The sequence below is a fragment of the Paraburkholderia nodosa genome, assembly GCF_001718195.1.
Classification (GTDB): Bacteria; Pseudomonadota; Gammaproteobacteria; order Burkholderiales; family Burkholderiaceae; genus Paraburkholderia; species Paraburkholderia nodosa_A.
This window is the reverse complement of sequence record NZ_MCNV01000024.1, coordinates 66,321-88,950: the sequence shown is the minus strand read 5'-3', so window position 1 is coordinate 88,950 and position 22,630 is coordinate 66,321. Positions and strand designations below refer to the sequence as shown.

At 62.8% G+C, this 22,630-nt stretch carries 22 protein-coding genes; 7 read left to right on the top strand and 15 right to left on the bottom strand.

Features of this window, described 5'->3' with window-relative positions; genetic code table 11:
• Nucleotides 1–14: 14 nt before the first annotated feature.
• The 10 genes from BFD71_RS30385 to BFD71_RS30340 form a co-directional block, all read right to left on the bottom strand.
• Nucleotides 15–1,475, bottom strand: coding sequence for an NAD-dependent succinate-semialdehyde dehydrogenase (locus BFD71_RS30385; RefSeq protein WP_069268009.1), 1,461 nt, complete (start codon nucleotides 1,473–1,475; stop codon nucleotides 15–17).
• 78 nt (nucleotides 1,476–1,553) lie between these two features.
• Nucleotides 1,554–2,261: a GntR family transcriptional regulator gene (locus BFD71_RS30380; protein WP_069268008.1), complete on the bottom strand. Its 708-nt coding sequence runs from the start codon at nucleotides 2,259–2,261 to the stop codon at nucleotides 1,554–1,556.
• A gap of 11 nt (nucleotides 2,262–2,272) precedes the next feature.
• The gene (locus BFD71_RS30375; RefSeq protein WP_069268007.1) at nucleotides 2,273–3,361 is read right to left on the bottom strand and encodes an ABC transporter ATP-binding protein; all 1,089 of its coding nucleotides are present in this window, start codon (nucleotides 3,359–3,361) and stop codon (nucleotides 2,273–2,275) included.
• A 16-nt stretch (nucleotides 3,362–3,377) separates the two neighbouring features.
• Entirely contained in the window at nucleotides 3,378–4,172 is a 795-nt protein-coding gene (locus BFD71_RS30370) for an ABC transporter permease (protein ID WP_069268006.1), read from the bottom strand.
• 1 nt (nucleotide 4,173) lies between these two features.
• On the bottom strand, nucleotides 4,174–5,058 hold the full coding sequence (locus BFD71_RS30365) for an ABC transporter permease (RefSeq protein WP_069268005.1): 885 nt from the start codon (nucleotides 5,056–5,058) through the stop codon (nucleotides 4,174–4,176).
• A gap of 40 nt (nucleotides 5,059–5,098) precedes the next feature.
• Nucleotides 5,099–6,130 (bottom strand): ABC transporter substrate-binding protein, encoded by a 1,032-nt coding sequence (locus tag BFD71_RS30360; protein ID WP_069268004.1) that lies wholly within the window; start codon nucleotides 6,128–6,130, stop codon nucleotides 5,099–5,101.
• A 94-nt stretch (nucleotides 6,131–6,224) separates the two neighbouring features.
• Nucleotides 6,225–7,193 (bottom strand): flavin reductase, encoded by a 969-nt coding sequence (locus BFD71_RS30355; protein ID WP_069268003.1) that lies wholly within the window; start codon nucleotides 7,191–7,193, stop codon nucleotides 6,225–6,227.
• The gene (locus tag BFD71_RS30350; RefSeq protein ID WP_069268002.1) at nucleotides 7,186–8,076 is read right to left on the bottom strand and encodes an alpha/beta fold hydrolase; all 891 of its coding nucleotides are present in this window, start codon (nucleotides 8,074–8,076) and stop codon (nucleotides 7,186–7,188) included. The genes BFD71_RS30355 and BFD71_RS30350 overlap by 8 nt, the downstream gene beginning before the upstream one ends.
• Before the next feature lie 247 nt (nucleotides 8,077–8,323).
• Nucleotides 8,324–9,010, bottom strand: a complete 687-nt coding sequence (locus BFD71_RS30345) for a GntR family transcriptional regulator (protein ID WP_069268001.1) — start codon at nucleotides 9,008–9,010, stop codon at nucleotides 8,324–8,326.
• A 134-nt stretch (nucleotides 9,011–9,144) separates the two neighbouring features.
• On the bottom strand, nucleotides 9,145–9,435 hold the full coding sequence (locus BFD71_RS30340; protein WP_069268000.1) for a DUF1330 domain-containing protein: 291 nt from the start codon (nucleotides 9,433–9,435) through the stop codon (nucleotides 9,145–9,147).
• Nucleotides 9,436–9,590: 155 nt separating this feature from the next.
• On the opposite strand from BFD71_RS30340, the gene BFD71_RS30335 reads away from it, so the two are divergent.
• The 6 genes from BFD71_RS30335 to BFD71_RS30310 all read left to right on the top strand — a co-directional run bounded on the left by BFD71_RS30335 (nucleotide 9,591) and on the right by BFD71_RS30310 (nucleotide 16,001).
• Nucleotides 9,591–10,193: an amino acid synthesis family protein gene (locus BFD71_RS30335; protein ID WP_069267999.1), complete on the top strand. Its 603-nt coding sequence runs from the start codon at nucleotides 9,591–9,593 to the stop codon at nucleotides 10,191–10,193.
• Nucleotides 10,162–10,980 carry an alpha/beta fold hydrolase gene (locus BFD71_RS30330; protein ID WP_069267998.1) on the top strand — a complete coding sequence of 273 codons (819 nt, stop codon included), beginning with the start codon at nucleotides 10,162–10,164 and terminating at the stop codon, nucleotides 10,978–10,980. Before BFD71_RS30335 ends, BFD71_RS30330 begins: the two co-directional genes overlap by 32 nt.
• Nucleotide 10,981: 1 nt before the next feature.
• Nucleotides 10,982–11,941, top strand: coding sequence for a flavin reductase (locus BFD71_RS30325; RefSeq protein ID WP_069267997.1), 960 nt, complete (start codon nucleotides 10,982–10,984; stop codon nucleotides 11,939–11,941).
• Between the two features lie 11 nt (nucleotides 11,942–11,952).
• Entirely contained in the window at nucleotides 11,953–12,990 is a 1,038-nt protein-coding gene (locus tag BFD71_RS30320; RefSeq protein ID WP_069267996.1) for an LLM class flavin-dependent oxidoreductase, read from the top strand.
• A 12-nt stretch (nucleotides 12,991–13,002) separates the two neighbouring features.
• Entirely contained in the window at nucleotides 13,003–14,472 is a 1,470-nt protein-coding gene (locus BFD71_RS30315) for an aldehyde dehydrogenase (protein WP_069267995.1), read from the top strand.
• 116 nt (nucleotides 14,473–14,588) lie between these two features.
• Nucleotides 14,589–16,001, top strand: a complete 1,413-nt coding sequence (locus BFD71_RS30310) for a purine-cytosine permease family protein (protein WP_069267994.1) — start codon at nucleotides 14,589–14,591, stop codon at nucleotides 15,999–16,001.
• 81 nt (nucleotides 16,002–16,082) lie between these two features.
• On the opposite strand, the gene BFD71_RS30305 is transcribed toward BFD71_RS30310, so the two are convergent.
• The 4 genes from BFD71_RS30305 to BFD71_RS30290 form a co-directional block, all read right to left on the bottom strand.
• A complete protein-coding gene (locus BFD71_RS30305; protein ID WP_069267993.1) occupies nucleotides 16,083–17,024 on the bottom strand; it encodes an ABC transporter substrate-binding protein in 942 nt (313 codons plus the stop codon).
• 95 nt (nucleotides 17,025–17,119) lie between these two features.
• Complete coding sequence (locus tag BFD71_RS30300; protein ID WP_069267992.1) at nucleotides 17,120–18,145, bottom strand: ABC transporter permease; 1,026 nt, start codon at nucleotides 18,143–18,145, stop codon at nucleotides 17,120–17,122.
• Nucleotides 18,146–18,164: 19 nt separating this feature from the next.
• Nucleotides 18,165–19,676: a sugar ABC transporter ATP-binding protein gene (locus BFD71_RS30295; RefSeq protein WP_069267991.1), complete on the bottom strand. Its 1,512-nt coding sequence runs from the start codon at nucleotides 19,674–19,676 to the stop codon at nucleotides 18,165–18,167.
• A gap of 126 nt (nucleotides 19,677–19,802) precedes the next feature.
• A complete protein-coding gene (locus BFD71_RS30290; protein ID WP_069267990.1) occupies nucleotides 19,803–20,561 on the bottom strand; it encodes a GntR family transcriptional regulator in 759 nt (252 codons plus the stop codon).
• Between the two features lie 85 nt (nucleotides 20,562–20,646).
• Here BFD71_RS30290 and BFD71_RS30285 point away from each other — a divergent pair, with 85 nt between their 5' ends.
• Nucleotides 20,647–21,945 carry an L-fuconate dehydratase gene (locus BFD71_RS30285; protein ID WP_069267989.1) on the top strand — a complete coding sequence of 433 codons (1,299 nt, stop codon included), beginning with the start codon at nucleotides 20,647–20,649 and terminating at the stop codon, nucleotides 21,943–21,945.
• Here the strand turns inward: BFD71_RS30285 and BFD71_RS30280 are convergent.
• The gene (locus BFD71_RS30280) at nucleotides 21,942–22,625 is read right to left on the bottom strand and encodes a C80 family cysteine peptidase (RefSeq protein ID WP_176732977.1); all 684 of its coding nucleotides are present in this window, start codon (nucleotides 22,623–22,625) and stop codon (nucleotides 21,942–21,944) included. The genes BFD71_RS30285 and BFD71_RS30280 overlap by 4 nt on opposite strands.
• Nucleotides 22,626–22,630 lie beyond the last annotated feature (5 nt).

The window sequence follows — 22,630 nt, the reverse complement described above, 5'->3', positions numbered from 1 at the left end:
TGTGAATCCGGCGATCAAACCGCCATGCACAGGTACTTGATGACGAGATAATCATCGATGCCGTAGTGCGACCCCTCCCGGCCCAGACCCGATTGCTTGACGCCGCCGAACGGCGCGACCTCGTTCGAGATCAATCCGGTATTGATGCCCACCATGCCGTATTCGAGTTGCTCGGCCACGCGCCAGATACGGCCGATATCGCGGCTGTAGAAGTAGGCGGCGAGGCCGAACTCCGTGTCGTTGGCGAGCTTCACCACTTCTTCGTCGCTCGAGAAACGGAACAGCGGCGCGAGCGGGCCGAACGTCTCTTCTCTCGCTACATCCATTTGCGCGGTGACGCCGGTCAGCACCGTGGGCTCGAAGAAGCCGTAGCCGAGCGTGTGGCGCTTGCCGCCCGTGGCGAGCGTCGCGCCTTTGTCCACTGCATCGGCGATATGCGCTTCGACCTTTCTGACCGCTGCCTCGTTGATGAGCGGTCCGAGCGTGACGCCGCCCTCCGTACCGTGCCCGACCTTCAGCCCCTTAACGGCTGTCGCGAGCTTCGCGGCGAACGCGTCGTACACGCGCTCATGCACGTAGAAGCGATTCGTACAGACGCACGTTTGCCCGTTGTTGCGGTACTTCGAGGCGATGGCGCCTTCCACCGCGGCATCGAGATCCGCGTCGTCGAACACGATGAACGGCGCGTTGCCGCCGAGTTCGAGCGTCACCTTCTTCACTGTGGGCGCGCTTTGCGCCATCAGCAATCTCCCGACGCCCGTCGAACCGGTAAACGACAGCTTGCGAACCACGGGACTGCTGGTCATCGCGCCGCCAATCGCCTTGGGATCGCCAGTGACGACGTTGAGCACGCCCCTGGGCACGCCGGCCCGCTCCGCCAGCACCGCCAATGCGAGCGCGGAGAACGGCGTGGCTTCCGCAGGTTTCACGACGATCGGGCAGCCTGCCGCGAGCGCCGGGCCCACCTTGCGGGTAATCATGGCCGTGGGGAAATTCCACGGCGTGATGGCGGCGCAAACGCCGATCGGCTCCTTGATGACAACGAGCCGCTTGTCCGAAGCGGGCGTCGCTAGCGTGTCGCCCGCCACGCGTTTGCCTTCCTCGGCGAACCACTCGATGAACGACGCGCCGTAGGCGATCTCGCCTTTCGCTTCCGCGAGCGGCTTGCCCTGTTCCGCGGTCAGGATCAGCGCGAGATCGTCGGCGTGCTCGATCATCAGGTCGTACCAGCGGCGCATGACTGCCGCACGCTCCTTGGCCGTGCGCACGCGCCACGCCGGCCACGCGGCATTGGCCGCCTCGATGGCTCGCGTCGTTTCGGCTTCTCCCATCAAAGGCACGCTGCCGAGCGACGCGCCCGTCGCCGGGTCGAACACGTCGAAGCTCGCGCCCGAGTCGGCCTTGCACCATTGCCCATCGATATAGGCTTGATGGCGCAACAGCGCCGCGTCTTTCAACAGGGTCTTCAATTCCACGTGACTTTCCTTCGATGCATAAAAAGTTGATGGCCCACTCAGGCAGAGCACGCCAATAGTCAGTACAGCCAGGCTGCGTTATCCTGCCTGGCGCCACGACGCGTGCTCGTGCCCCTCCGCCAGCAGCTTGCGCGCAATCTCGGCCACTCTGTCCACGTGCGCGATCGCGGCCTCGCGTGCGCCGGTCGCGTTGCCGGCTTGAATGGCGCTCAGGATGCGGTGCATTTCATCGACAGCCTGGCGGCCGCGGTCATCGGAAGCGATTGTCAGGGCCCGCAAGCGGTTGATGCGCGCCGTCAACGACTGCACGGTCTCCCAGGCCACGCGCTTTTGCCCGGCAATGAACATGCGCTCGTAGAAGGCCGTGGTGAGTGCTCGCACGGCATGATGGTCCTGCGCTTCGAAGGCCGCCTGGATCCGGTCGATGAAGCCGGCGAGATCCGCGACGATGCTCTCGTCAGCATGCTGCGCGCACGCCATGGCGGCTTCGCCTTCAAGGAGTGCGCGTATTTCGTAGATCTCCGCCGCCGTCTCGAAGTCGAGCACGGCGACGATCGGCCCCTGGTTCGGAATCGAGTCGACGAGACCCTCCGTTTCCAGATGCCGCAAAACTTCCCGCACAACGGTGCGGCTCACGCCGAGAATTTCGCACAGCGAGCGCTCGACCAGCCGCTCGCCTGGATGAAAGTGCGCCTCCAGAATGGCCGTGCGCATTTTTTCGAGCGCGAGTTCCCGCAAGGTGGCCGTGGGGCGTTCGACCCGCAGCGATGGCAGTGCGTCACTCATGACAGCCGCCATCACGCTTGCGCGAACAGGCGCACGTCGCGCGCGTCCCAGTCGACGAGCGCCTGCGTGCCGATCATGATCCCGCCGTCGTGGCGATGCGCCGCCGGCATGCGAATCGAGATCTCCTGCTGCCAGGGCGTGGCTACCGCGTAGTGCATGGCGTCGCCGAGATAGGTGACGTCGCGCACCGTTACGGGCAAGCCTGTCGTGCCGTTTGCGCCTTGCAGCGAGCTGAGGCGCATCTGCTCCGGGCGGATCATCAGCGTGCCGTCGTCGCCGGCGGCGAGTGACGGATTGAACGCGTCCGATGCGATTTCATGGCCATTCGGGAACACGCCGTTCATGCGGCCTTCGCTGGTCTTCGTCACCTTCACGGGCAGGAAATTCGAATTGCCGATGAAGCTCGCAACAAAGCGCGAAGCCGGGTTCGCGTAAAGCTCCTCGCCCGTGCCGACCTGCTCGATGCGGCCTTTGTTGAACACGGCGATGCGGTCGGAGAGGCGCAGCGCTTCTTCCTGGTCGTGCGTGACGTAGAGAATCGTCACGCCCGTCTCCTGGTGAATGCGGCGCAATTCGAGCTGGATTTCCTCGCGCAGCTTCTTGTCGAGCGCCGAGAGCGGTTCGTCCATCAGCAGCACGGGCGGATCGTAGGCCAGTGCGCGCGCAATCGCCACGCGTTGCTGTTGCCCGCCCGAGAGCTGTGCGGGCATGCGGTCGCGGCACTCGGAAAGATGCACGAGCTTGAGCATCTTTTCCACTTTCGCCTTGACCTCGGCTTCGGGGCGGCGGCGCACGCGCAGCGGAAACGCCACGTTCTCGCCCACCGTGAGATGCGGAAAGAGCGTATAGCGCTGAAACACCATGCCGATGTTGCGCTTGTTGGGCGCCACCGCCAGCAGCGGCTTGCCGTCGAGCAGCACGCGCCCTTCCGTGGGCTCCTGAAAGCCCGCGACGATATAGAGCGTCGTGCTCTTGCCCGACCCCGACGGTCCGAGGAAGGTCATGAATTCGCCCTTGCGCACATCGAGCGACACCTGGTCGATGGCGACGACGTCGTCGTAGGTCTTGCGCAGGCGCTGGATTTGCAGGAAAGCAGTCATGGCTTGTTTACCTCGATTAGCGGCCGCGGCGCACGAGAGCGCCCGCCAGCATCAATAACGTTGTCAACGCGACGAGCAGCGAAGACGCCGCTGCAACGACGGGCGTCAGGTCCTGGCGCAGCGTGGACCAGATCCGCACGGGCAGCGTCTGCAGCGTCGGGCTCGACATGAAGATCGACACGACCACCTCGTCCCACGATGCGAGGAACGAAAAGATCGCCGCGGCGTAGAGCCCGAGCCGGATGGCCGGCAGCGTGACCTTCAGCTTCACCATCAGCGGTGAGGCGCCGCAAATGAGCGCAGCGTCTTCCAGTGACGTGTCGAAGCTCGCGAGCGAATTGCTGATCGAGATGATCGAGAACGGCAAGGCGATGATCAGGTGGCCGATCACGAAACCCGTCATCGTGCCGTTCATGCCGACGCGCAGGAAGAACGCATAGAGCGCGACGGCAAGCACCACGACCGGCAGCACCATCGGCGTGATGAAGAAGGCCTGCACCGCGCCGCGCCCGCGAAACTTGCCGCGTACGAGCGCAAGCGAAGCGAGAAAACCGATGGCGACGGAAAGCACCGTGACGATCACGGCGAGCTTCGCGCTCGTGAGCAGCGAGTCGATCCAGCCCGCATCGGTGAAGAGCTGCCGGTACCATTCGAGCGTCCAGCCCGGCGCTGGAAAGATGAGCCACTGCGAGTCGCCGAACGAGAGCGCGACGATAAAGACGATCGGCAGCAGGAGAAACAGCGCGACGGCCCCGCCCACGGCCAGCAACATCCAGCGCAACGCGCCCAGGCGATCGAAATCGAGCAACATGTCAGCGCCCTCCGAGACTTGCGCGCGCGTTGCGCGTAAAGCGCAGTTGCAGCGCATAGAGCGAGAGCGTCACGGCGAGCAGCACGAATGCGGCGGCGCCGGCGAGGCCCCAGTTCAAGAGTTCCTGCACGAGCTGCGCGATGAGTTCCGCGAGCATCATGTACGAAGGTCCGCCCAGCAGCGCGGGCGTGACGAAGTAGCCCAGCGCCATCACGAACACCATGAGCGCGCCCGAGGCGACGCCCGGCATGGCGAGCGGCACGAGAATTCGCCAGAAGGCCTGCCAGCGGCTCGCACCGCACACGGCGGCGGCGCGCAGCGTCGACGGGTCGATGCTGCGCAGCGTGGCGTGCAGCGGCATGACGAGAAACGGCAGCATGATGTAGGTCATGCCGATCGTGACTCCCGTCAAGTTGTTGACGAGCGAGAGCGGCTCATGGATCACGCCGATCGCCATCAGCATACGGTTGATCGGCCCCGTTTCCTGCAACAGCACCATCCACGCGAAGGTCCGTGCGAGCAGGTTGGTCCACATCGACAGCAGCAGGATCGCGAAGAACACGGCGCTGACCTTGCGCGGCGCGATGGCGAGCAGCCACGCCATCGGAAAGCCGACGAGCAGCGTGACGAGCGTCACGACCGTCGCCACGAGGAACGTATTGCCGAACACGCGCAAATACGTGGTCGAGCCGAGCAACTGCTGGTAGTTGTGCAGACCCGGCGTCGGCTCCAGCACGCTGCGCAGCAGCAGCGAGAGCACCGGCAGCAGGAAGAAGATCACGAGCAGCAGCATGGCGGGCGCCAGCAGCCGCATGCTGCGCCAGTCGCGCCGTTTGCGCGTGGCCGCCGCGGCTGGTTGCGCGACGGTACTCAATACGTTAGGCATGGTGTTTCCTTTTGAACCGGTTCGCGACGACGGGACTCGCTTACTTCGATTGCCACGCGTACCAGCGCTTCGCAATCGCATCGCGGTTCTCGGCCCAGTACTTCATGTCGAGATTGATCTGCGATGCCTTGTATTGATCGGGCAGCGTCTTCGCCATGGCCGGCGACATCAGCGCGGCCGACTTCACGTTGATCGGCGCGTAACCGGTATCGGCCGCGAATTTGGCCTGGGCCTGCGGGCTCGTCGCTGCGGCGAGATACTTCATCGCCGCGTCGCGGTGCTTCGCGCCCTTCGGGATCACGAGCATGTCGGCGGCGGTGAGGTTCTGGTCCCACGAAATGCCGACGGGCACGCCGGTTTGCGCGAGCGCGTGCAGGCGGCCGTTCCAGAACATGCCGATCGGCGCCTCGCCCGATGCGAGCAGCTGCTGCGACTGCGCGCCGCCGCTCCACCACACGATGTCGCTCTTGATCGTGTCGAGCTTCTTGAACGCGCGGTCGAGGTCGAGCGGATAGAGCTTGTTGGGCGGCACGCCGTCGGCGAGCAGCGCGATTTCGAGCACGCCCGGCGCCGACCACTTGTAGAACGTGCGCTTGCCCGGGAAGCGCTTGGTGTCGAACAGGTCAGCCCAGGCTTGCGGCTGCGCGCCCGTGTATTTCGCCTTGTTGTAGCCGAGCACGAACGAGTAATAGAAGCTGCCCACCGCGGCCTGCGACGCGAAGCGCGGGTCCAGCTCGTCCTTCTTCACCACCGAATAGTCGATCGGCTCGATCAGTCCGGCCTTCTGCGCGGCATAGGCGAAGTCGCCCTCCACGTCCACGACGTCCCAGCTCACGTTGCCGCTGTCGACCATCGCCTTGAGCTTGCCGTAGTCGGTCGGGCCGTCCATCAGCACGGTGATGCCGCTCGCCTGCGTGAACGGCTGCGCCCAATCCTTCTGTTGCGACGATTGCGTGGTGCCGCCCCAACTCGTGAAGACGATGGGGTCCGCGGCCAGTGCGGGTGCTGCTGCGAGTGTCGCTGCGCACGCAATGAACATCGGCGCGAAAAACGAGGTGCTTCTGCTGCTCATGGCTATCTCCGGGGATACGGTTGGTTGTCGCTTCGTCAGGCCGGCTGCGGGAAGACGCGCCGGCTTCTTCATGGTTGTGTTCGGTGCCGTGCCGTCAATGCGCGAGGGCGAGCGGCTGCACGGTGCCGGCTTCGCTGTCGCCCACGTAGATGCCGAATGCGTCCTGCTTGCGTTCGCGCACATACCGTTCGAGCATCGAGCGCACGGCGTCGTCGCTCAATTCGTCCCAAGGAATCTGCGAGAGCGGCACGATGCGGATGCTGCTGTCGAGCCAGGGCGAGCCGTTGTGAATCACGCGGCCGCGGTAGTAGATATGCTCGCTCGGCCCTTTGCCGCTGCCGTCTTCGAACACGGCGAACAGAAAGTCGAGATGGGCGCGCAGGCCGAGCTTCGCGAGGACGCCGCGCAGGCTCGCCGCGTCGCTGGCCGGTTCGAGCTTGACGCCCGTCGGCAACGCCACGCCTTCGGGCGTGTCGATGAGCACGAGGTCGTCGCGATGCTCGAGAATCGCGCCCACTTTCGCGCGCACGCCGGCTGCAGCCAGCGCATCCTGCGAGAGACTGAAGTTCACGTACGCGCCGCGGCAGTAGCCAAGCGGCGTCGAACTCGTTTGCACGACGTCCACCACGCGGCCGATCAGGATGATGTGGTCGCCTGCGTCGACGACTTCATGCGTCGTGCAGTCGAAGCTCGCCGCCGCGCCGTCCATCACGGGCGCACCCGTTTTGCGCGCGCTCCAGGGCACTTGCGCGAACTTGTCGGCGGCCTTCGAGGCGAACACGCCCGAAACTTGCTGCTGGTCTTCGGCGAGCACGCTCACCGCGAAGCGGCCCGTTTGCGAGAACACCGCATAGCTCGACGCCGTCTTGGCGATGCACACCAGAATGAGCGGCGGGTCGAGCGACACCGAGGTGAACGAGTTGGCCGTGAAGCCGCGCGGCGATCCGTCGGGCTGGATCGTCGTGACGACGGTCACGCCCGTCACGAACGCGCCCAGCGCGCGGCGAAATTCGGCGATATCGAAAGCCGGTTGCGCGGGTTGGGCAGTCATCGGCTCAGCCATGGCGTTCTCCTGTGTTTGCTGCGGTATTGGCTGCCTGCGTCGCCGACGCAACGGCCAGGAACGCGAGCAGGCTTGCGTTGACGCGTTCCGGGTCGGTGACGTTCATCATGTGGCGCGCGTTCGCAATGACTTCCGCGCGGGCGCGCGGCGCGACGGACGCCATTGCGTGCGACATCTGCGCGCTCGAATTCGGATCGCACTCGCCGGTGAGAAAGAGCGCGGGTACCTCCAGATTCGCGAGACGGCCCACGTGCGCGGCGTCGGAAGATGCGAAAAGACGGTACGTGCGCGCGTAGCCCACGGGATCGACGGCGAGCAGCAGCGCACGCACCGCTTGCGCCGCCTGGGTCAGATGCCCCGGGATCGGGTGGCCGAACCAGCGCGAGAGCGTCGCGTCCACGCCGCTTGCGGCCGGCGCTTCGCCGAGACTCGCCGCGCGCGTCATCACCGCTTCGCGCTGCGCCGGCGTGCGGTCGTACACCGCGTTCAGCGCAACGACGCTCAACGTGCGCGACGCATTGAGCAGCGCGAATTCGAGCGCGACGAGCGCGCCCATCGAATGCCCCACCACGTGCGCGCGCTCGACCTGGATGGCATCGAGCAGCGACTCGAGCTGCGCGGCGTATTCGTCGAGCGTGGGCTGTGCGCTCGGCAGCGCGCTCTCGCCGTGACCCAGCATGTCGTAGGCGACGACGCGAAACGATTCGGACAACGCATCGATCTGCGGCGCCCACACGCTCTGATTCATGCCGACGCCATGGATCAGCACCACGGTTTCGCACGCGGCGCTCGATTGCGGCGCGTACACGCTGTAGCACGTGCCCGCGGTTCGACCGCGCTGCGCGCGCGAGACGCCATGTTCGGAGGCGAAAGCAGGCTTCATGGAATTCATGCTCCATCCGGCGACTCAGCCGATACGGAAAATCGCCGGAGTTCGCGTTCGATGAGATTATGGTATGCCATCTTATGGCCCACAACAAACTATTGCGTATTATGGAATACCATGAGATCGCTCGCGGGCGCGCTGGCATGCTTTCGGCTGCGCCCGATCGACCTGAATTGAGCAGACAAAAGAAAAGGCCGCCAGCGTGTGCCGGCGGCCTTTTTAGGCTGGCGGGTCAGCTAGAGCGTCAGGCGTCGCTGAGACCTTCGTTCTGCTGGGCGAGCGCCGATAGCGCCAGCTCGGAGACGCGCTTGATATGCGCGAACGACGCCGCGGAGGCCGCTTCGCCGTCGCGCCGCTCGATGGCGTCGAGCAGCAGGTTCATCTCTCGATTGGAGTCGCCGCCGCGCCCCGGCATCGCGATAGTCAACGCGCGCAAGCGGTTGATACGCGCGTTGAGCGTTTTGACGACCGTGAGCGACACCTGCTTGTTGGCGGCTTCGAACAGCGTTTCATAGAAGCGCTCGGTGTGCTCCACCACGCGCGGCAGGTCGCGCTTTTCGAACGCATCCTCGATGATCGCGCGGATCGCGCGCAGCCGCTGCACGACTTCGGGCGTGGCGTTCTCGGCGCAGGCCCGGGCAGCATTGGCTTCGAGCAATCCGCGCAACTCGTAGATCTCGCCCACTTGCGTGGGATCGAGCCGCGCCACGATCGGCCCCTGCCGCGCGACGGTCTCGACGAGCCCCTCGGTCTCGAGATGCCTAAGCACCTCGCGCACCACCGTGCGGCTCACGCCAAGCTCGTCGCACAGCGTGCGTTCGACGAGGCGCGTGCCCGGCCGGAAATACCCCTGGACTATCGCGCCGCGCAGTTTGTCGAGCGTGAGCTCACGCAGGGTCTTGGCATTGCGATCGATTTTGAGGTCTTGCATAGGCGGCAACAGGAGAAGGACGAAAGCCCGCGCACAAGGACGCGGACATGGAATGCCATATTATGACGCAACTGACGCCCAGCTTTCCTTCTGCCTGCGCTTTGCCCCTTTTGCGCCCCTCCGCAACGGCCCGGTCAGTTCTCCAGCCCCTCGACGATCGAGATCTGCGCCACGCAATGGCCATCGCGCTTCGCCTTGGCCGCCTGATACTCCGGCGAGTGGTAGCAGTCGAGCGCCGTTTGCATATCGGGGAACCGGATCACGACGTGCCGCGCGAACGACTCGCCTTCCAGCACCTGCGCCGCACCACCGCGCGCGAGGAATACGGCGCCGAACTTCTTGAACGCCAGCGGCGCGATGTCCGTGTAGTCCTTGTACTTCGCGGCGTCCAGCACGGTGACATGTGCAATCCAGTATGCAGTCATCTCTCCTCCTCGTTTTTCATCGTCGGATTCATCAAGAAAAAGCGGCAATCCCTTGGCAGAGGGGTTCACAGTGAGCTATCGGGTTAACACTCATGGCATGCCGTAACATGGTATACCAAAATGCTTCACACAATCAACGTACGAAGGAAGTTGCCATGAGCCTGATTCGCAAATCCATCCTCCATGTCGAGAACGTCTTCGTAGACGGCGACAAGGCCGCTGCGAAGCCGCTGAAAATGATCGGCGCGGTCGCGGTGATCAAGAACCCGTGGGCGGGCCGCGGGTACGTGGAAGACCTCTCGCCCGAGATTCGCGCAATCGCGCCGCAACTGAGCGAGCACCTCACGAAGCTCATCCTCGACGAAGCCGGTTCGGGCGAAGCGGTCGAAGCGTTCGGCAAGAGCGCCATCGTCGGTCTTGCGGGCGAACTGGAGCATGCGTCCGCGCTCATCCACACCCTGCACTTCGGCAATATCTATCGCTCGGCGGTGGGCGCGAAGTCGTATCTCGCGTTCAACAACACGCGTGGCCCGGCCAATGCGCCGCTGCTCATCCCGATGATGGACAAGAACGACGAAGGCCGCCGCTCGCACTATCTCACGCTCCAGTTCTCGATTGCCGATGCACCAGCCGCCGACGAACTCGTGGTCGCTATTGGCGCCGCAACGGGTGGCCGCCCGCATCACCGCATTGGCGATCGCTACAAAGACCTCGCAGAGCTCGGAAATGACGTCAAGAACCCTGCAGCTGTCAAATAAGCGCGTCGCGCACTATCTGGAGCAAGGCGCGGGCGAACCGCTCGTGCTGATTCACGGCGTGGGCATGCAGGCGAGCGCGTGGTATCCGCAGATCGAAGACCTCTCGGCCGAATTCCGCGTGATCTCGGTCGACATGCCGGGCCACGGTCGAAGCGATGCGCTCGAAGCGGGTGCCGGCTTGCCGCAGTTCGTTGAGTGGGCAACCAGTTTCGTCGAGGCGCTGCACGGGGGTCCCGTCAATCTGGCGGGGCACTCGATGGGTTCGTTGATCGCGGCTGGCGTCGCGGTCACGCGTCCCGATCTGGTCAAGCGTGTGGCAGTCCTGAACGGTGTGTACCGGCGTACCGAAGCGGCGCGCGAAGCCGTGCTGCAGCGCGCCGCCGAGTTGCGCTCGGGCACCATCGACGTGGATACGCCGCTGCGACGCTGGTTCAACGCGGACGAAGCCCAGCAAGTGGCGGCGCAAAAGGTCGAGTCGTGGCTGAAGTCGGTGAACCTTGCGGGCTACGCGACGGCCTACACGGCGTTCGCGGGCGGCGACGACGTGTACGCCGACGGCTGGCAGACGATTCGCTGCCCTGCTCTCGTCCTGACCGGCGCCGACGATCCGAACTCGACGCCGCAGATGGCGAGACAGATGGCGCAAGCCGCGCACAACGGCACGGCCGTGGTGATCGAAAACGAACGCCACATGGTGAACCTCACCGCGCCCGACGAAGTCAATCGCGCGCTGCGTGCCTGGTTGCAGACGGAGCCGCAGGCGGAAAACCACGAAGTGGAAGTGTGAAATGAGCCAAGACACGAGCCAGGTAGTTAACCCGCAAGCCGCGAAGATCAACACGCGCGAGCTGCGCGACGCGTTCGGCGCGTTCATGACGGGCGTGACGATCGTGACGACCGCGACGGACGACGGCAAGCCGCTCGGCTTCACCGCCAATTCGTTTTCGTCCGTTTCGCTCGACCCCGCGCTGCTGCTGGTGAGCATTGCGAAGACGTCGAGCAATTACCAGACGTTTTCCACTGCGGGCCACTTCGCCATCAACATCCTCGCGGAAGGACAAAAGGATTTGTCCAACACGTTCGCGCGGCCGAGCGACGACCGCTTCGCCAACGTGAACTGGCAATTGAGCGCCAACCGCAACCCGCTCATTGGCGACGTCAGCGCCTGGTTCGACTGCACGACGCACGCCGTGATCGACGCGGGCGACCACGCGCTGATCGTCGGCCGGGTCGAGGCGTTTCATTCCGCGGGGTTCGCTGGCCTCGGCTACTATCGCGGCGGTTATTTCACGCCGGCCAGGGTATCGGCGGAAGTCATCGCGGGTCCGAAAGTCATCGTGAGCGCGATCATCGCGCGCGAGGACAAGGTGCTGCTCGTGAAAAACGCAGACGGCAAATGGGGCCTGCCTTCGAAAGAGATCGGCAAGGAAGGCGCCGACAAGGCGCTCGCCGAGATCTTCACGAAGTACCAGCCCGATGCATCGGCAAGCTTCATCTATTCGGTCTACAACAATACCGAAACCCATTATCAGTACATCTCGTTCCTGTGCAGCGCGCCGGATGAACTCGCCGCAGCGGGCGACGCCTCGGCACAATTCGTTAGTCTGGAAGACGTGCAAACGCAAGCGTTCCAGGACAGCGCACTCGCCAGCATGCTCCAGCGCTACCGCAAGGAAAGCGAACTGAAGAGCTACGGGATGTACTTCGGCGACCATAGCAACGGCACAGTCCGCCCGCTTCATTCCTGAAAGGTTCCATCATGCGATTCTCACTTTTCGTTCACATGGAGCGCGTCTCCGATCAGACCAGTCAGAAGCAGTTGTATGACGAAATGATCGAGCTGTGCCAGATCGCCGATCGCGGCGGCATGCATGCGATCTGGACCGGCGAGCACCACGCCATGGACTTCACGATCGCGCCCAATCCGTTCCTCAACATCGCGGACCTCGCCAACAAGACGAAGAACGTGAGGCTCGGCACGGGCACGGTCATTGCGCCCTTCTGGCACCCGATCAAGCTCGCCGGCGAAGCCGCGATGACCGACATCATCTCGAACGGCCGTCTGGATCTGGGCATTGCACGAGGCGCATACTCGTTCGAGTACGAACGCCTGATGCCGGGGCTCGACGCGTGGGGCGCGGGCCAACGCATGCGCGAACTCATTCCCGCCGTGAAAAAGCTGTGGGAAGGCGATTACGCGCACGAAGGCGAGTTCTGGAAATTCCCCTCGACGACGTCGTCGCCGTTGCCGCTGCAGCGCCCGCATCCGCCGATCTGGGTGGCCGCGCGCGACCCGAACAGCCACGAATTTGCCGTGTCCAACGGTTGCAACGTGCAGGTCACGCCGCTGCATTTCGGCGACGAAGAGGTCGAGAAGCTCGTCGGCCACTTCAACGCCGCGTGCGAGAAGTTCAGCAACGTGCCGCGCCCGCAGATCATGCTGCTGCGCCACACGTACGTGGCGAGCAGCGAGGACGACGCGCAGATCGCCGCCGACGAAGTGAACACGTTCTACAACTACTTCGGCGCGTGGTTCAAGAATGAGCGCCCTGTGAGCCGCGGCATGATCAAGCCCCTCACGAAGGAAGAGATCGCCGCTCACCCGTTCTATACGCCCGAGGCGATGCGCAAGAACAACGTCATCGGCACGCCCGAGGAAGTGATCGGGCGTCTGCGGGCCTACGAGAAACTGGGCTTCGACGAGTACTCGTTCTGGATCGATACGGGCATGAGCTTCGAGCGCAAGAAGGCGTCACTCGAGCGCATGATCAACGACGTCATGCCTGCATTCAGGTAAGGGGCGGATTCCATGGACTTTCATTTTCAGCTGTATATCGACGGCCAGTTCGAACCGGGCGCCGCGACGTTCGACAGCGTGAACCCGGCCACGGGCAACGTGTGGACGCAAATGCCCGAAGCGCGCACGGAGCAGGTCAACCGCGCCGTCGAAGCGGCCAACCGCGCGTTGACCGATTCCGCGTGGGCCGGCCTCACCGCCTCGGCGCGCGGCAAGCTGTTGCACAAGCTGGCCGGGCTCGTCGAAAAGGCTGCGCCGCGGCTCGCTGAAATTGAAACGAACGACACCGGCAAGATCATTCGCGAGACGTCGAGCCAGATCGCTTATGTGGCCGAATACTACCGCTACTACGCGGGAATCGCCGACAAGATCGAAGGCAGCCACATTCCCGTCGACAAGCCGGACATGCAGGTCTGGCTCGAACGGCAGCCCGTCGGCGTGGTCGCCGCCATCGTTCCATGGAACAGCCAGTTGTTTCTTTCCGCCGTGAAGGTCGGGCCGGCGCTCGCCGCCGGTTGCACGGTCGTTCTGAAGGCTTCCGAGGAAGCGCCCGGCCCGTTGCTCGAATTCGCGCGGCTCGTGCACGAGGCCGGATTTCCGCCGGGCGTCGTCAACGTGATCACCGGCTTCGGGCCGGAATGCGGCGCGGTGCTCAGCAGCCATCCCAGGGTGGACAAGGTGGCCTTCACGGGCGGCCCCGAAACCGCGCGGCATATCGTCAGGAACACCTCGAACAATCTTGCGAAGGTCTCGCTCGAACTGGGCGGCAAGTCGCCATTCATCGTGTTCGCCGATACCGATATCCAGAGCGCGGTGAATGCGCAAGTCGCGGCGATTTTTGCGGCAAGCGGCCAAAGCTGCGTGGCGGGCTCGCGTCTTTTGATCGAGGCATCCGTCAAGGACGAATTCCTCGCGTTGCTTGTCGAACGCGTCTCGCGCATTCGCGTGGGTTCGCCCAACGAGATGACGACGGAATACGGGCCGCTCTGCACCGAAAGGCAACTGCGCAACATCGAGAAGATCGTCGCGAGTTCCGTGAGCCAGGGGGCGAAGGTGCTCGCGGGCGGCAAGGCGCTGGCGCGCGACGGCTACTACTACGCGCCGACAATTCTGGACTGCTCGGGCGTGAGCAACGCGCACAGCATCACGACGGAGTTGTTCGGCCCCGTGCTTTCGGTGGATACGTTCGCTTCCGAACAGGAAGCCATCGAGAAGGCGAACAGCACCGCCTACGGACTCGCGGCGGGCATCTTCACCACCAACCTCACGCGGGCACATCGCGTTTCGCGGCGCGTGCGCTCGGGGATCGTCTGGATCAACACCTATCGGGCGGTGTCGCCGCTCGTGCCGTTCGGCGGCTTCGGGCTTTCCGGGCACGGCCGCGAGGGCGGCATGGCTGCCGCGCTCGAATACACGACGACGAAGTCCGTGTGGCTGCGCACCTCGGACGAACCGATCAGCGATCCGTTCGTGATGCGCTGATCCGTTCCCCGCTGCACCGCTTCAAAGCCGTTCCAAAGCCGCTTCAAAGCCGTTCAAGGCCATGCCGCGCCACCTTCGTGGCGTGGCTCGGCCTGTGCAATAAAGATGGAGACACTATGAAAAACCCGGCGAACGACAACAGCGTTCTGACCATTGAAAGCAACTCGATCGAGTATGTCGCTCCCGAGCATCGGCATGGCAAGCCAGTCGATTTGTTCACGTTGTGGTTCTGCACGAATGTCGCGCCACTCGCGGTGATATCCGGCGCGACTTCGGTCCTGGTCTTTCACCTCGACGTGATGAGCGCGATTCTCGCCATCGTCGCCGGGCAATTCTTTGGCGCCATTTTTCACGCCCTCACCTCTGCGCAAGGCCCGCTCGTCGGCGTGCCGCAGATGATTCAAAGCCGCGCGCAATTCGGCCGCTATGGCTCGCTGCTCGTGGTCAGCTTCACCACGCTGATCTATCTCGGCTTCTTCGTCTCGAACATCATCCTCGCGGGCAAGACGCTTCACACCGCCGCGCCCGCGGTGCCCGTGCCGGTAGGCACCGTGCTCGGCGCGATTCTCGCGACGCTCGTCGGCGTGATCGGCTATCACTTCATTCACCGCTTCAACAAGATTGGCGCGTGGTTCATGGGCGGCGCGCTCCTGATCGGCATGATCATGATGGCCCCCGGTCTTGACGCGCAAATCCTGCAGCAGGGTCATTTCGACGTGTCGAACTGGTTCGCGATGTTCGGGCTGTGCGCCGTCTGGCAAATCAGCTTCGCGCCCTACACGTCCGACTATTCGCGCTACCTGCCGACCTCGGCGGGCTTTGCGAAGACCTTTGCGTTCACGTATTTCGGCACCTCGCTCGGCACCATCTTCGCGTTTCTCTTTGGCGTGCTCGCGGTCAGCACCGGTCATTCCATCGACGCCATGCAAGCCATCCGCACGCAAACGGGCATGTTCGGCTATGTGCTGATCTTCCTCTTCCTGGTCAACATCATTGGCCACAACGGCATGAATCTGTATGGCGGGGTGCTGTCGTTCATTACCGCCGCACAGACCTTCCGCCCCGACTGGGTGCCTGGCCGCGCGGTGCGCATCGTCTTTTCGAGCGCGCTGCTGGTCGCCTCTACCGTCACGGCGTTGTGGGCCTCGAGCAATTTCATCGCGATCTTCCTGACGGCGATCTTTGCCATGCGCATCGTCCTCGCGCCGTGGGTCGCGATCAATCTGGTCGACTTTTATCTGATCAACAACCGGCGTTATCGCGTCGCGGAAATCGTGAGCAGCCACGGCGGCGTGTATGGCTCCTTCAACTTCAAGGCCATCGCCATTTATCTCTTCGGCATTGCGGTGCAGGTGCCGTTCATGGCGGAGAGCTTTTTCCACGGCCCGCTGGCGTCGATCGTCGGCGGCGCCGATGTCTCGTGGATGGTTGGCCTCGTCGCGACAGCGCTGACCTACTACGTGTTCGCTTCGAAAGACGGTTCGCGTACTCCCCGGCGCTCGCCGGCTGGGGCGGCGGTTTCCGAGTGAAGTGCGCCGCAGACGCGTAAAACGAAAAGGAAGAGCCTCAGCTCTTCCTTTCTCCCTGCACATGACTCACACCGATATCAATCAGTTGTAAAGCACCGCCGCGATCTTCGGGTCGTTCATATTGGTCTTGTCGTACCAGTAAAAGCCCGTGTCGATTTTCTTGGGCAGTGTTTCGCCCTTCAACGCCTTCGCCGCGGAATCGACGACGCACTTGCCGATACCGACCGGGTTCTGCGTAATCGCGCCCGCCATCAGGCCGGACATGATGGCCTCCTTCTGCTCCTTGCCCGAGTCGAAGCCAATCAGCACCAGCTTCTTGCCCGACTCCTTCACGCCGATCGCCGCGCCTTCCGCCGAGCCTTCATTGGCGCCGAAAATGCCCTTGAGGTTCGGGTTCGCCTGAATCATGGCCTTGGCGATTTCCGCCGACTTCAGGTGGTCGCCCGCGCCGTACTGCACGGAAACGATCTTGATGCCCGTGTGCTTCGTCTTTATCTCGTTGACGAAGCCGTCGCGGCGGTCGATACCCGTGCGGCTCGTCTGGTCATGCACGATCACGCCGACTTCGCCGGAATTGCCGATCATCTCCGCCATCTTGTCGGCGGCGAGCGCGGCGGCGGCGAGGTTGTCCGTGGCGCAGGTCGTGAGCGGAATATCGCTGTCGACGCCCGAGTCGAACGCGATCACAGGGATCTTGCTGGACTGCGCGCGTTTGAGCAGCGGAACGGCGGCCTTGCTGTCGAGCGCGGCGATGCCGAGCGCCTGCGGTTTCTTGGCGAGCGCGGCCGAAAGCATGTCGATCTGCTTGTCGACCATGGCCTCGGTTTCAGGGCCTTCGAACGTGATCCTGACGTTGTTCGCCGTCGCCGACTGTTCCGCGCCGGATTTCACGGCCTGCCAGAACTGATGCTGAAAGCCCTTCGAAATGATCGGAATGTAGGGTTCCTCGGCATAGGCCAAGCTGGACGTGCCCACGAGCGCGCCCACTCCGATTACGGCACTGATCAGTTTTCTTTTCAACATGACATTTCTCCTCCTAAGGTGGGCCATAGACCTCCAGCCGTTGAGGGAGCCTTGTTTTACTCCCCGTTCTCTCCGTGCTTCTTCCGTCTCCTCTTCTAAGTCTTCTTGCGGCGCAGGATATCCGCGTAAACCGCGAGGATGATGATGAGACCCGTCACCACGATCTGCCATTCCTGTGCGACCGACATGATGCGCAAGCCATTGGTCAGCACACTCATGATGAACGCGCCGATGATGGTGCCGAGTATCGTGCCCGAGCCGCCGCTCAGCGACGTGCCGCCGATCACCACGGCCGCAATGGCTTCCAGCTCGTAGCCCTGGCCAAGTGCCGGTTGCGCCGAGTTCAGGCGCGAAGCGATCAAGAGTCCCGCAATGCCGCAAATCGCGCCGCCAAGGCCATAAATGGCGATCTTCCAGCGATCGACATTCACGCCTGAAAGGCGCACGGCCTCTTCGTTGCTGCCGAGCGCGAACGTATAGCGTCCGAGCGCCGTTCGGTTCAGCGTGATCGAGCTCACAATGGCTAGCACGAACAGAATCAACACGGCGTTCGGTACGGGCACGCTGGGCAGAAAATAGCCGATCAGCGAGTCCTGCGAAATCATGTAGAAGTTTTCGGTGTCGGTGAAATAGATCGGCTTGTCGGACGAGACGACGAGCGAGAGCCCCTTGAGCAGCAGCATCATGCCCAGCGTGGCGATGAACGGCGGGATCTTCATCTTCGCCGTGAGCGTGCCGGAAATGGTGCCGCACACCGCCCCCGTGCCGATTGCCGCCAGTACGCCGATCCACATCGGCAAATGCCAGTAGGTCAGGAAAACGCCGCAAATCACCGCGGTAAAGGTCATCAGCGTGCCAACCGACAAATCGATGCCGCCCGTGATGATGACGAACGTGCTGGCAATGGCGAGCACGCCGTTCACGGCGGTGGCCTGCAGAATGCCGAGGATGTTGTCCATCTGCATGAAGGCAGGCGAAGCGAAGCTGAAAAAGATCAGCAGCAGGATCAGGCTCGCGAACGCGAGCATTTTCTGCAGCGCAGTGGGCGAGAAAATGCGCGCCTTGATGCCGGACGACCGTTTCTGGTCGGTCAGCGCCGCAGTATCCGATTGCATAGTCATGGATTCGACCTCTTGAGGCTCATGCCGCTTGCAGGGTTTCGCGCTGGGTCGCGAGATGCATGATGCGCTCCTGGGTCGCCTCGCTGGCGGAGAGTTCGCCAGTGATACGGCCTTCGCACATCACAACGATCCGGTCGCTCATGCGCAGGATTTCCGGAAGTTCCGACGAGATCATCACGATCGCCTTGCCTTGTTCGGCGAGCGCCCGCAACAGCTTGTAGATCTCGCTTTTCGCGCCGACATCGATGCCGCGCGTGGGCTCGTCGAAGAAAAGCACGTCGCAGTCGCGCTCCAGCCACTTCGCAATGACGATCTTCTGCTGGTTGCCGCCCGACAGCAGACGCACCGGCTGCGTAGCGGAAGGCGTGCGGATGGCGAGCAGACTGATGAAATGCGCCGCCGTCTTGCGGATTTGCATGCGACGCAGAAACACGTTCAGCGAGAGGAACTTGCCGAGATTGGACATCACGATGTTCGATTCGACGTCCATGCCGGTCGCGAGACCAAAGCGCTTGCGGTCCTCGGAGAGATACCCGATGCTGTGCGCGACCGCATCGCTCGGCGTTTTGATCGATACCTTCGCGCCTTTCACGAAGATGTCGCCGGATTCGACCGGGTCCGCGCCGAACACGGCGCGCGCGACCTCAGTGCGGCCGGCGCCCATGAGTCCCGCAAAGCCCAGTATTTCGCCTTTGCGCAACGTGAAGCTCACATCCCGCACGAGCGGGCCCGCGTTCAGATGCTTCACGTCGAGCGCGACTTCGCCCTGGTGCGCCGGCCCCTGGTACGGTGGAACATCGGCGAGCGTTCTGCCGACCATCATGCCGATGATGGCCTGCACGCTCGTATCGGCGGCGGCGACGGTGGCGACGTACTCGCCATCGCGCAGCACGGTGACGCGATCGGCGATCTGCTTGAGCTCATCCATCTTGTGCGAGATGTAGACAATGCCCACGCCCCGCTCTTTCAACTGGCGAATGATGCGGAAAAGCTCGGCGATTTCCGCGTCGTTGAGCGCGGAAGTCGGCTCGTCCATGATGAGCACGCGCGAATCGAACGACAGCGCCTTGGCGATTTCGACCATCTGCTGGCTTGCCACCGTGAGCGAGCCGACCACGGTGCGCGGATCGAGGTGCACGTGCATGCGGGCGAGAATCTCGCGCGCCTGCGCATTGAGCTTGTCTTCGTCGAGAAAGAGCCCGAGGCGCCCGCGCGGTTCGCGGCCGATGAACATGTTCTGCGCGACGGTCAAATGATTCATCAGCTGGAGTTCCTGATGAATGATGCCGACGCCCACGGCCTGGGCCTCGCCCGGACTCGCGAACGCGACAGGCTTGCCATCGTAGAGAATGTCGCCCGAGTCGCGCGTATACACGCCCGCGAGAATCTTCATCAGGGTCGACTTGCCCGCGCCGTTCTCGCCCATCAGCGCGTGCACTTCGCCCGCCATGAGATCGAATTGCACTTCGTGAAGCGCTCTCACGCCGGGAAAACTCTTGCTCAGCTTGTTGACGGAGATGAGCGGCGTCATGGCGCTGATCCGCGAAGAAAAGCCAGACACATTACCGGGGCCTCTTGATTGCGTGCGCGGCGTGGCTTGCAGCGCTGCACAAAGGGGGTTGAAGGATGAGCATTGCTCGACGTACGACCAAAGTGCTCAAGGTGCAAAGAGATCTGGCCGTTCTTTCGCGGACCGGCGCAATTCCTCGATGACCTGATCGAGATGGTCGTGCATTGCTTTGGCCGCTGCGTCGGCACGGCCGGCGCGAATGGCTTCGAAAATCCTTTCGTGCTCCTCGAGCGTGTGCACGAGACGCTCGGGACTCGCCAGCAGTTGCCTCGCGCGGTCCAGCGCGTTGCGCGACACCGCGACGATCTCTTTCACGCGCGGCAGATTCACCGCGTCTAACAGGATTTCATGAAACGCCAGATCGAGCTCATGAAACTCGAGACGCTGGCCATTACCGGCAATCTTGCGCTGCTCATCGAGATTGGCTGCCAGTGCGTCGATCGTGGCACGGTCCTTCATGCGCGCGACTCCGCGCACCGTTTCGACTTCGAGCGCGCTGCGAATGAACAGATGCTGGCGAATATCGTCGAGCGCGATCGGTTTGACGCGCGTGCCGCGCTGCGGCAAAACTTCGACGAGACCCGCATGCGCGAGCTTCGCGAGCGCGGCGGAAACCGGAAAGCGCGACACGCCCATGCGTTCGCAGACCGCCATCTTGTCGATCATCATCCCGGGTTCCAGCGCGAGCGTCACAATCGCTTCTCTCAGTGCGTGCTCGACTGCATCGGTCAGGCTGCCGCGCTCGCCGCCTCTAATCTTTTGCAGTGCGACATAAGGATCGCCAACACTCGCCATTTCGGATGAAGAGTTCACGGCACGCTTGATTTTAAGAAGACATGCTAGCATGCTAGGTAGCAGATTCAGCGTTGTCAACGCGTGCAAACGTCTGGTTTTCCCCTACCGAAAGCCGTCCCTTCACCGGGGAGTTCGAATGACTACGATCAGCAAGCTATCCGTTCGCGACATCCGCTTTCCCACTTCGCGTTCGCTCGACGGTTCCGACGCCATGAATGCCGCGCCGGACTACTCCGCCACTTACGTCACGCTCGAAACCGATTCTCCAGACAGATTCACAGGGCACGGGCTCACGTTCACGATCGGACGCGGTAATGAAATCTGCGTGACGGCGGTCAACGCGCTAGCGCCGCTCATCGTCGGCAAGCGGCTCGAAGACATTACTGCGAACATGGGCGCATTCTGGCGCGCATTTACTTCGGATAGCCAACTACGTTGGATCGGCCCCGACAAGGGCGCGATTCATCTGGCAACGGCGGCAGTCGTCAATGCGGTGTGGGACCTGTGGGCCAAATCGGTTGGCAAGCCCGTATGGAAACTGCTCGCGGACATGAGTCCGGAGGAACTCGTACGCTGCCTGGATTTTCGCTACGTGACCGATGCGATTACGCCTTACGAAGCGTTGGCCATTCTGCATCGCCACGCGAAGACCAAGGGCGCGCGCGAAGTGGAAATGCTCGCGCAGGGCTACCCCGCCTATACGACTTCGGCCGGCTGGCTGGGCTACGACGACGACAAGATCCGGCGCCTCGCACGGGAAGGCGTCGCGCTTGGCTGGACGCATTTCAAGCAGAAAGTGGGCGGCAATCTCGACGAAGACGTGCGGCGCGCGCGCATTCTGCGTGAGGAGATCGGCGAAAACCTGAAGCTGATGATGGACGCCAACCAGGTATGGGACGTGGACGAAGCGGTGGCGAACATGCGGCGGCTCGCGGAATTCGATCCGTGGTGGATCGAGGAGCCGACGAGCCCCGACGATATTCTCGGCCATGCGGAGATTCGCCGGCGTTTGGGGTCGATTGGGGTTGCCACGGGTGAACACTGTCACAATCGCGTGATGTTCAAGCAGCTGTTGCAGGCGCAGGCGATCGATTTTTGTCAGGTGGATGCTTGTCGGTTAGGTGGACTTAACGAAGTCATCGTCGTTTTGCTGATGGCGGCGAAGTTTGGTGTGCCCGTTTGTCCGCATGCGGGCGGCGTTGGGCTGTGTGAGTATGTGCAGCATATTTCACTGTTCGATTACTTGTGTGTTTCGGGTTCGCTGGAGAAGCGCGTGCTCGAGTATGTCGATCATTTGCATGAGCATTTTGTTGATCCTGTTGTGATTCGGAATGGGCGTTATATGCCGCCTCAGAAGCCTGGGTATAGCATCGAAATGAAGCTGGACTCACTCGAGAAGCACACCTTCCCTGAGGGCGAGGCCTGGCGGCCCTAGCCTATGTCCATCATGTCCTCATCGATATCCATATAGTCCGCGTCTTCGTCGATATCCATTTCCGTGCGTGCAAATCCGAAGCGCTGCGCGCGTTGCTCGTCCCAATAGAAGACGACCTTGGAAAAGAGCTGATTGGGGTGCCGCTGGTTTGTGACCGGATTCTTCGTGAGTTTCCTTCCGATGCGCGCCCCCTGATTGATCACCGCATTGTTCATCGTGCGTCCGCTCGCGCTCACGTAGATTCCGTGTGTTTGACCGAGAATCCGGTGCAGGTCGCCAACGTAGCTGTTTCCGGAGGCAACGTACGGAATCTGGTCCTTCGCCTGATCCTTTCCCAATGCCAGCCTGCAAGCCGTGACCGAAACGATGGCCGGCAAGTTGCCGGCCAGTCCGCATTGCGAAAGGTACTGGGCTAACAGCGCAGCGTCCACCCCGCCCAGCGTTTGCCTCGAAACGGATCCGTGACCGCGTATATAGAGGCGCCACGGCTGCATCAGGTTAGCCGCCGCCTGGGACACCGCTTGCGGGCTATCCGTGTTTGCCGTAAAGACGTAAGTCGGCACCCCTTGGCTAACGCCCTTGGCCACGATCGATTGGGTTCCGTTCAGAATGGTGCCGTCGTTGTTACCAGACAGGACATTGATGATGATCTGGGCAGCATATTTGGACATTTCGGTCATCTCCA

Bases quoted from the DNA above. Each gene is read 5' to 3' on its own strand.
- BFD71_RS30380 (WP_069268008.1), bottom strand. From the start codon at position 2,261: ATGAGTGACGCACTGCCATCGCTGCGGGTCGAACGCCCCACGGCCACC.
- BFD71_RS30375 (WP_069268007.1), bottom strand. From the start codon at position 3,361: ATGACTGCTTTCCTGCAAATCCAGCGCCTGCGCAAGACCTACGACGAC.
- BFD71_RS30370 (WP_069268006.1), bottom strand. From the start codon at position 4,172: ATGTTGCTCGATTTCGATCGCCTGGGCGCGTTGCGCTGGATGTTGCTG.
- BFD71_RS30365 (WP_069268005.1), bottom strand. From the start codon at position 5,058: ATGCCTAACGTATTGAGTACCGTCGCGCAACCAGCCGCGGCGGCCACG.
- BFD71_RS30360 (WP_069268004.1), bottom strand. From the start codon at position 6,130: ATGAGCAGCAGAAGCACCTCGTTTTTCGCGCCGATGTTCATTGCGTGC.
- BFD71_RS30355 (WP_069268003.1), bottom strand. From the start codon at position 7,193: ATGGCTGAGCCGATGACTGCCCAACCCGCGCAACCGGCTTTCGATATC.
- BFD71_RS30350 (WP_069268002.1), bottom strand. From the start codon at position 8,076: ATGAAGCCTGCTTTCGCCTCCGAACATGGCGTCTCGCGCGCGCAGCGC.
- BFD71_RS30345 (WP_069268001.1), bottom strand. From the start codon at position 9,010: ATGCAAGACCTCAAAATCGATCGCAATGCCAAGACCCTGCGTGAGCTC.
- BFD71_RS30340 (WP_069268000.1), bottom strand. From the start codon at position 9,435: ATGACTGCATACTGGATTGCACATGTCACCGTGCTGGACGCCGCGAAG.
- BFD71_RS30335 (WP_069267999.1), top strand. From the start codon at position 9,591: ATGAGCCTGATTCGCAAATCCATCCTCCATGTCGAGAACGTCTTCGTA.
- BFD71_RS30330 (WP_069267998.1), top strand. From the start codon at position 10,162: ATGACGTCAAGAACCCTGCAGCTGTCAAATAAGCGCGTCGCGCACTAT.
- BFD71_RS30325 (WP_069267997.1), top strand. From the start codon at position 10,982: ATGAGCCAAGACACGAGCCAGGTAGTTAACCCGCAAGCCGCGAAGATC.
- BFD71_RS30320 (WP_069267996.1), top strand. From the start codon at position 11,953: ATGCGATTCTCACTTTTCGTTCACATGGAGCGCGTCTCCGATCAGACC.
- BFD71_RS30315 (WP_069267995.1), top strand. From the start codon at position 13,003: ATGGACTTTCATTTTCAGCTGTATATCGACGGCCAGTTCGAACCGGGC.
- BFD71_RS30310 (WP_069267994.1), top strand. From the start codon at position 14,589: ATGAAAAACCCGGCGAACGACAACAGCGTTCTGACCATTGAAAGCAAC.
- BFD71_RS30305 (WP_069267993.1), bottom strand. From the start codon at position 17,024: ATGTTGAAAAGAAAACTGATCAGTGCCGTAATCGGAGTGGGCGCGCTC.
- BFD71_RS30300 (WP_069267992.1), bottom strand. From the start codon at position 18,145: ATGACTATGCAATCGGATACTGCGGCGCTGACCGACCAGAAACGGTCG.
- BFD71_RS30295 (WP_069267991.1), bottom strand. From the start codon at position 19,676: ATGACGCCGCTCATCTCCGTCAACAAGCTGAGCAAGAGTTTTCCCGGC.
- BFD71_RS30290 (WP_069267990.1), bottom strand. From the start codon at position 20,561: ATGCTAGCATGTCTTCTTAAAATCAAGCGTGCCGTGAACTCTTCATCC.
- BFD71_RS30285 (WP_069267989.1), top strand. From the start codon at position 20,647: ATGACTACGATCAGCAAGCTATCCGTTCGCGACATCCGCTTTCCCACT.
- BFD71_RS30280 (WP_176732977.1), bottom strand. From the start codon at position 22,625: ATGACCGAAATGTCCAAATATGCTGCCCAGATCATCATCAATGTCCTG.